We start from the raw sequence: 7,899 nt of genomic DNA on the forward strand, positions 1-7,899 counted from the left end.
GGGCGGGGGCGGCAACGACGGCATCGGCCTGGCACCCGGGTTCGCCGCGCCGCCGGTGGCGCAGAAAGTCATCATCGACAGCGACTACAACACCATGAGCGACGACGGCCAGCTCGGCGTCATGGCCGCGCAGCTGCAGGCCGAGGGCAAGGTGCAGGTGATGGGCATCAGCGTGGTGTCGGGCAACCAGTGGCTCAAGCAGGGCGTGGCCGACGCGCTGATGTCGGTCGAGCGCCTGGGCGTGGGCCAGCGCATCGGCGTCTACGTGGGCGAGAACTACGCCATCAACCACGACTACGCGACCATCGAGGCCGAGATGAAGGCCGGCGCGGGCGGCGACGGCTACCTGGGCGCCTGGAGCGGCCCCGAGCCCAAGACCGACGCCGACCTCAAGCCCTCGCCCGACGGCTTCGCCACCCGCACCGTGGTGCAGCGCAAGAGCGCGGTCGACTTCATCATCGACACCGTCAAGGCCAACCCCAACGAGATCACCCTCCTGGCCATCGGCCCGCTCACCAACATCGCGCTGGCCGTGAAGAAGAGCCCCGACATCGTGCCGCTGATCAAGAAGATCATCTACATGGGCGGCGCCGTCGACGTGGCCGGCAACACCACCCATTTCGCCGAGTTCAACTGGTGGTTCGACCCCGAGGCCGCGCAGTTCGTGGTGCGCCTGCCGATCCCGCAGGTGGTGGTGCCGCTGGACGTGACCGACACCGTGTTCCTCACCAAGCCCGTCTACGACCGCATCGCGCACCCGGCCAAGCCCACGGCCGTGACCGAGGTGTTCCGCAAGCTCAACGGCTACGGCTTCAGCGGCACCAACGGCTTCGAGAACAACCCGAACTACACGCAGAACATCTGGGACACGCTGGTGCTGGCCTATCTCATCGATCCGCGCTACGCCACGCAGACCGTCGAGCGCTATGTCGACGTGGTCGCCAAGCCCGGCGCCGCCGACAACGGCCGCTCCATCGGCTACACCACGCCGCCCGCGGGCGTGCCGCTGCAGAAGATGACGGTGGTGAAGAAGTTCGACAACGCGCGCTTCTTCGAGCTCTACATCGACCTGCTCACGCGGCCGGTGCCGATCTCGCTGCCGGCGACCGGCTCGTAAACCACCTGCCGTCAGCCGGCGCGCGGGGCCGGAGCGCCGATACTTCGGCCCTCGAACAGGGAACACACGCATGCTGATCGGCATCGATATCGGAACCTCCGCGGTCAAGATCGTCCTGACCGACCTGCAACTGCTGCAGGTCGTGGCCACGGTCGATCGGCCGCTCACTTCGCAGTACCCGCAGCCGCTGTGGTGCGAGCACGACCCCGACCAGTGGTGGGCCGCCGTGGCCGACGGCCTCGACGAATTGGCGCGCACGCACCCAACGGCCATGGCTGGCGTGCAAGGCATCGGCCTGTCGGGCCAGATGCACTCGCTGGTGCTGCTCGATGCGGCCGACCGCCCGGTGCGCCCCGCCATCCTCTGGAACGACGGCCGGGCCGCCGCCGAGGCCGCCGAGCTCATGCAGACCGACCTCGCCCTGCGCCGCGCCGTCGGCGTGCAGCCGATGGCGGGCTTCACCGGCCCCAAGCTGCGCTGGCTGCGCACCCACGAGCCCGAGGCCGTGGCGCGCGCCCGCTCGCTGCTGCTGACCAAGGACTACGTGCGCCTGCAACTGTCGGGCGAGAAAGTGACCGACGTCACCGACGCCGCCGGCACCTGGCTGTTCGACCAGGCGCAGCGCCGCTGGTCGCCGCAGGCGCTCGCCGCCTGCGGGGTCGATCCCGCCTGGCTGCCGCGCGTGGTCGAGTCGTGCGAGCCCTGCGCCACCGTGCGCGACGCGCTGGCCGCGCGCTGGGGCCTGCCGCGCGGCGTGCCGATCGCCGGCGGCGCGGGTGATGCCGCGGCGGGCGGCGTCGGCATCGGCGTGGTCGGGCCGGGTGACGGTTTCGTGTCGCTCGGCACTTCGGCGCAGATCCTGGTGGCCGACACCGCGCACCGCCCCGACCCCGAGCGGCTGGTGCACGCCTTCTGCCACGCGCTGCCGCAGCGCTGGTACCGCATGGCCGCGCTGCTCAACGGCGCGAGCCCGCTCGCGGCGCTGGCGTCGTGCACCGGTGGTGCCTCGGTCGGCGCGCTGCTGGCCGAGGTCGAGGCCGCGTACGCCGGGCCGTCGCGCCTGCTCGCGCTGCCCTACCTGTTCGGCGAACGCACGCCGCACAACAACCCGTTCGCGCGCGGCGCGATCGTCGGCCTGTCGGGCGCCACCACGCGCGCCGACCTGATGCAGGCGGTCTGCGAAGGCATCGCCTTCTCGCTCGCCGACGGCCTGGAAGCGCTGAGCGCGCAGACGGCGCGGCCCGAGCGCCTGGCGCTGATCGGCGGCGGCGCGCGCTCCGCCTTCCTGGCGCAGCTGATCGCCTCGGTGCTCGACGTGCCGCTGGTGCTGTACGAATCCGCCGACCGCGGCCCGGCCTTCGGCGCGGCGCGGCTCGCGCGGCTGGCGGTCACGGGCGAAGACCCGGCCGGGGTAGTGGTGGCGCCGGCCGTGCGCCAGGTGCTCGCGCCCGACGCCGCCTTGCATGGGGCCTACCAGCCTCGGCTGGAGGCCTTCCGCGCGCTCTACCGCGCGATGGCGCCGGTCTGGGCGTCGGTGGCCTGAAGAGGTGCTCGCGGGGTCAGTCCGGCGTGAGCCCGGCGGAATCCACCACCTTCTTGTACACGTCGAACTCGGCGGCGATCTGCTGCGTGAATTCCTGCGGCGTGTTGCCGACGACGAAGGAACCGGTGTCCTGGATGCGCTTGCGCACGGCAGGCTCTTCGAGCGACTTGCGCGCCGCCGCATGCACCTTGTCGACCACGTCCTTGGGCAGGCCCCTGGGGCCCACGATGCCGTAGTACGCCATGCGGTTCACCGGCGCGAGCCCGACCTCCTTGAAGGTCGGCACGTCGGGCAGGTCCTTCAGGCGCTCGGACGCCGCCACGACGATCGGGATCAGCCGACGGTCCTTGATGAAGGGCAGCGCCGACGGCAGGTTGTCGAAGATCATCGCGACCTGGCCCGCGACGGTGTCGTTGAGCGCCGGGCCCGACCCGCGGTAGGGGATGTGCGTGACGGACGCGCCGGCCATGCCCTTGTACAGCTCCATCTGCAGGTGCCCGATGCTGCCCGTGCCTGCGGTGGCGTAGGCGTACTTGCCCGGGTTCTTCTTCAGCACCTCGATGAAGCCCTTGTAGTCCCGTGCCGGAAAGCTGGGGTGGACCGCAATGACGTTGGGCGTCGCCGCCAGGTTGATGATCGGCGTGAAGTCGGTCTTCGGGTTGTAGGGCACCTTGGGGTTGATGGCCGGATTCGCCGCCGTCGTCGACACGGTGCCGATGCCCAGCGCGTAGCCATCGGGCGTGGCGCGCGCGGTCTCGGCGGCCCCGATCGCGCCGCCCGCGCCCGACTTGTTCTCGACGATGACGCTCTGCCCCAGGTGCCTGCCCAGGGGCTCGGAGATGACGCGCGCAATGATGTCCGTCGTGCCGCCCGGCGCGAACGGCACCTGCAGCTTGACGGGCTTGTCGGGGTAGCCCTGCGCGTGAGCGGGCACGGCCGCCGCCATCAGGCAGGCGAGGGCGAACAGGGTGGGGTTTTTCGGCAAGGTGTCTTCCTCCTCTTGGATTGATGGAATGGGTGGGATGAGTGGGGGCCGATCAGGGGTGCCGCGGGATCAGGCAGCTCGCGTCGAGCTCGCCCGGGTCGTTGACGCCGAGCATGGCCATGTTCCGGTCGACCTCGTCCCGCAGCAGCCGGATCGCGTGCGTGACGCCCGCGTAGCCGCCCACGGCGGCGGCATACATGAACGGCCGGCCGGCGAACACAGCCTTGGCGCCCAGCGCCAGCGCCTTCAGCACATCGCTGCCGCGGCGCACGCCGCCGTCGACCATCACGGGCAGCTCGCCCGCGGCGTCCAGCACCTGCGGCAGCGCGCGCAGGGCCGGTGCCGCGCCGTCAAGCTGTCGGCCGCCGTGGTTGGAGACGATGAGGCCATCGGCGCCGAGCTGGCGCGCGCGCCGCGCATCGGCCGGATGAAGAATGCCCTTCAGGATCAGCGGTCCGCGCCATTGCTGCCGGATGCGGGCGATGTGGTCCCAGTGGATGTGGTCGCGGCCGGTCGTGTCGCGGATCGCGGTGCTGGAGAAAAGAGGCGCGCCGCGCGTGGCGAACGAGTTCTCGAAATGCGGCATGCCGTGCGTCACGAAGGTCCGCGCGAGCGTGCCGAGCAGCCAGCGCGGCCGCACGAGGCCGTCCCATGCCAGCCGCAGGCTGGGCCGCAGCGGCGTCGTGAAGCCGGCGCGCACGTTGTTTTCGCGGTTCGCCCAGACCGGAATGTCGACCGTGACGACCAGGTGGCGAAAGCCCGCGCCGGCGATGCGCGCCACCAGGCCGTCGATGCGCGCCGCATCGCCCGGCAGGTAGGCCTGGAACCACGTGCCGGGCGCGGCCTGGGCCACTTCTTCCATCGGAATGAGCGAGGTGCCGCTCATGACCGCGGGAATGCCGGCCGCCTGCGCCGCCTGCGCGAGCACCAGGTCGCCGCGATAGGCCGACAGCGCGCTGATGCCGACCGGCGCGATCCCGAAGGGCGACGCGTAGCGCTGGCCGAACAGCGTGACCTCCTGCGAGCGCCGGGAGACGTCGACCAGCACGCGGGGCAGGAAGTCGTGCGTGTCGAACGCGGCGCGGTTGGCGTCCAGCGAGCGGTTGTCTTCCGCCGCACCGGCGATGTAGCCGAACAGCGGGCGCGGCAGCCGGCGCCGGGCCGCGTGCTCGAAGTCCTGCAGCGACAGGATGCCGGCCAGACGCCGTGGTGTCGCGGCAGCAGCAGCAGGGGCTTGCGCCGGCGCGGTGCGCGGGGCATCGAAGGCACGCGAGAAAACAGTCATGTCCGCCATCCAGTCAGTCGTTCGGTCCGCGCGGACTGTAGGGGGGCAGAAGGTTTTAAAAAAGCGAATTTATGGTAATTTGCCATTTCGCTTTTTTCGAAATGACCGAGGGAGACGGCGCATGACGCTGAAGCAATTGGAGGCCTTCTACTGGGCCGCGACCTGCGCCAGCTTTGCGCTCGCGGCGCAGCGGCTGCACCTGTCGACCTCGTCGCTGTCCAAGCGACTGGTCGAGCTGGAGGGGTCGCTCGGCGCGCCCTTGTTCGACCGCGCCGGGCAACGGGCCACGCTCACGGACGCGGGCGAGCGCTTCTTGCCGCGCGCCGCCGCTTTGCTGCTGGCGGCCGACGAAACGAAGCGGTCGATCGGCGCGCCCGCCAGCCTCGGAGGTCGCTGCACCTTCGGCATCGGCGAACTGAGCGCGCTGACCTGGCTGCCCCAGCTCGTCGCGCACGTGGGACGGCACCTGCCGGACCTGCGCCTGGAGCCGCACGTCAACTTCGGCTCGGCGCTGGACGAGCGCCTTCGCAACGGCGAACTCGACTGCGCGGTGATCGCCGGGCGCTCACCGCACCACGGGCTGATCTCGTCGCACACCGTGGGCCAGGCGCATTTCGTGTGGGTGGCCGCGCCCGCGCTGGCGGGCAAGACCACGACCCTCGGCGCGCCGCTGCTCGCGCAGCATCCCATCGTGACGCTGCCGACCGGCGCGGGCACCAGCCGCCTGCTTGACGAATGGCTCATGGCCGAGAACCTCGAGGCGCCGCAGCGCCTCAGCTGCAACAGCTGGGGCGCCGTCGCCGGCCTGCTGATCGAGGGGATCGGTGTCGGGTTCCTGCCGGAAGGCTGGGCGCGCCTGCTGTCGCGCCGCGGCGACCTGCGCATCCTGAAGACCCGCCAGGCCCTGCCCGCGCTGACCTACACCTTCCAGAAGCGCAGCAACGACGAGCGCCATCTGCTGACGGCCATGCGCGCCGCGGTGCTCGCGTCCATCGATTTCTCGAAGGCGGCCCGCCTGCTCTAGGTGGAGAGGGTCAGAAGGCTTCGCACACGCGAAGCACTTCAGAGCCGTAGGCCTCGAGCTTCTTCGTGCCGATCCCGCTGATGCCCTGCAGGTCTTCGAGCGTCGCGGGCGCGCGCTCGGCAATGGCGGCCAGCGTGGCGTCGTGGAAGATCACGTAGGCCGGCAGGTTGTGTTCTTTCGCCACCTCGGCGCGCCAGGCCTTGAGTGCCTCGAAGCGCTTCTTGCCCACGTCGTCCAGCGAGGCGGCTGCCGGCGACGGCGCGCCCTTGGCCACCTTCTCGCGCCGGGGCTTGCGCTCGGCCGGTGACGACACCGACTCGCGCAGCGACACCGAGGTCTCGCCCTTGAGCACCGCGCGCGAGCCCTCGGTGAGCTTCAGCGTGTTGAACGCCTCGGCGTCCACCGCCAGCGCGCCCGTGGCGATCAGCTGGCGCAGCACGCCGCGCAGCGCCACCTCGCTGAACTCCGCGCCGATGCCGAAGGTGCTGATGCGCTCGTGGCCGAACTGCTTGACCTTCTCGGTCGCCTTGCCGCGCAGGATGTCCATGATGTGGCCCGCGCCGAAGCTGATGCCGCTGAGTTGCTGCACGCGGTAGATGGTGCTCAGCAGCTTGCGCGCGGCATCGGTGCCGTCCCACACCTGCGGCGGGTTCAGGCAGTTGTCGCAGTTGCCGCAGGGCGTGCTCTTCTCGCCGAAGTAGCCCAGCAGGCGCACGCGGCGGCAGTCGCTGGCCTCGGCCAGCGAGAGCAGGGCGTCGAGCTTGCCGCGCATCACCTGCTTGAACTCTTCGCCGGCCGGGCTCTCGTCGATCATGCGGCGCTGGTTCACCACATCGTTCAGGCCGTAGGCCATCCAGGCGTCGGCGGGGGCGCCGTCGCGGCCCGCGCGACCGGTTTCCTGGTAGTAGCCCTCGATGTTCTTGGGCATGTCGACGTGGCCCACGAAGCGCACGTCGGGCTTGTCGATGCCCATGCCGAAGGCGATGGTCGCGACCATCACGATGCCTTCTTCGCGCAGGAAGCGGTCCTGGTGCTTCTGGCGCACCGCCGCATCGAGGCCCGCGTGGTACGGCAGGGCGTTGATGCCGGCTCCCTGCAGCGTCGTCGCGAGGTCTTCCACGCGCTTGCGCGACTGGCAATAGACCACGCCCGCATCGCCCTCGTGCTCGCGCTCGATGAAGCGCAGCAACTGCGTGGTGGCGTCTTTCTTCTCGACGATGGTGTAGCGGATGTTCGGGCGGTCGAAGCTGGAGACGAACTGGCGCGCCTCCTCGAGCTGCAGCCGCTCGACGATGTCGGCGCGCGTGAGGTCGTCGGCCGTGGCCGTGAGCGCGATGCGCGGCACGCCCGGGTAGCGCTCGTGCAGCACGGTGAGCGCGCGGTACTCGGGGCGGAAGTCGTGGCCCCACTGGCTCACGCAATGCGCCTCGTCGATGGCGAACAGCGAGAGCTTGCCGCGCTCGTTCAGCGAATCGAGCTGCGACAGGAAGCGCGGCGTGTTCACGCGCTCGGGCGCCGCGTACAGCAGCGTGATCTCGCCGCGCAGCATGCGGCGCTCCACGTCCTGCGTCTGTTCCCAGTCGAGCGTCGAATTCAGGAAGGCCGCGTTCACGCCCGCCTCGTGCAACGCGCCGACCTGGTCGTGCATCAGCGCGATCAGCGGCGACACCACCACCGACACGCCGCGCCCCGCGCGCTGCCGCGCGATGGCCGGGATCTGATAACAGAGCGACTTGCCGCCGCCCGTGGGCATCAGCACCAGCGCGTCGCCGCCGCCCACCACGTGCTCCACGATGTCCTGCTGGGCCCCGCGAAAGCGCGCGTAGCCGAACACGTCGTGAAGGATGTCGGCGGGGGCCGCGCTGCCGGGGCTGCTGCCGTCGCTGGAAGCGTCGAAGGGGCGGGGAGCGAGGGAAGACACAGGCGGGGGTGCGAAGGGCGGGAG

Annotated in this window: 6 protein-coding genes; 3 read left to right on the top strand and 3 right to left on the bottom strand. The window is 70.7% G+C overall.

The window, feature by feature from the left end:
• Both AC07YS_RS31700 and xylB read left to right on the top strand, forming a co-directional pair.
• Positions 1 to 1,117: nucleoside hydrolase (locus AC07YS_RS31700; RefSeq protein ID WP_495274052.1), on the top strand; the 1,117-nt coding region annotated here is incomplete at its 5' end.
• 70 nt (positions 1,118 to 1,187) lie between these two features.
• Positions 1,188 to 2,660, top strand: coding sequence for a xylulokinase (gene xylB / locus AC07YS_RS31705; protein WP_495270300.1), 1,473 nt, complete (start codon positions 1,188 to 1,190; stop codon positions 2,658 to 2,660).
• Positions 2,661 to 2,676: 16 nt separating this feature from the next.
• On the opposite strand, the gene AC07YS_RS31710 is transcribed toward xylB, so the two are convergent.
• A complete protein-coding gene (locus tag AC07YS_RS31710; protein WP_495270304.1) occupies positions 2,677 to 3,606 on the bottom strand; it encodes a tripartite tricarboxylate transporter substrate binding protein BugE in 930 nt (309 codons plus the stop codon).
• 91 nt (positions 3,607 to 3,697) lie between these two features.
• Positions 3,698 to 4,930 carry an alpha-hydroxy acid oxidase gene (locus AC07YS_RS31715; RefSeq protein WP_495270299.1) on the bottom strand — a complete coding sequence of 411 codons (1,233 nt, stop codon included), beginning with the start codon at positions 4,928 to 4,930 and terminating at the stop codon, positions 3,698 to 3,700.
• 121 nt (positions 4,931 to 5,051) lie between these two features.
• On the opposite strand from AC07YS_RS31715, the gene AC07YS_RS31720 reads away from it, so the two are divergent.
• The gene (locus AC07YS_RS31720; RefSeq protein WP_495270298.1) at positions 5,052 to 5,954 is read left to right on the top strand and encodes a LysR family transcriptional regulator; all 903 of its coding nucleotides are present in this window, start codon (positions 5,052 to 5,054) and stop codon (positions 5,952 to 5,954) included.
• Between the two features lie 10 nt (positions 5,955 to 5,964).
• On the opposite strand, the gene recQ is transcribed toward AC07YS_RS31720, so the two are convergent.
• Entirely contained in the window at positions 5,965 to 7,875 is a 1,911-nt protein-coding gene (gene recQ / locus AC07YS_RS31725; protein WP_495270303.1) for a DNA helicase RecQ, read from the bottom strand.
• Positions 7,876 to 7,899 lie beyond the last annotated feature (24 nt).

Source organism: Variovorax sp. GW458-11-26-14-LB1 (genome assembly GCF_059423965.1).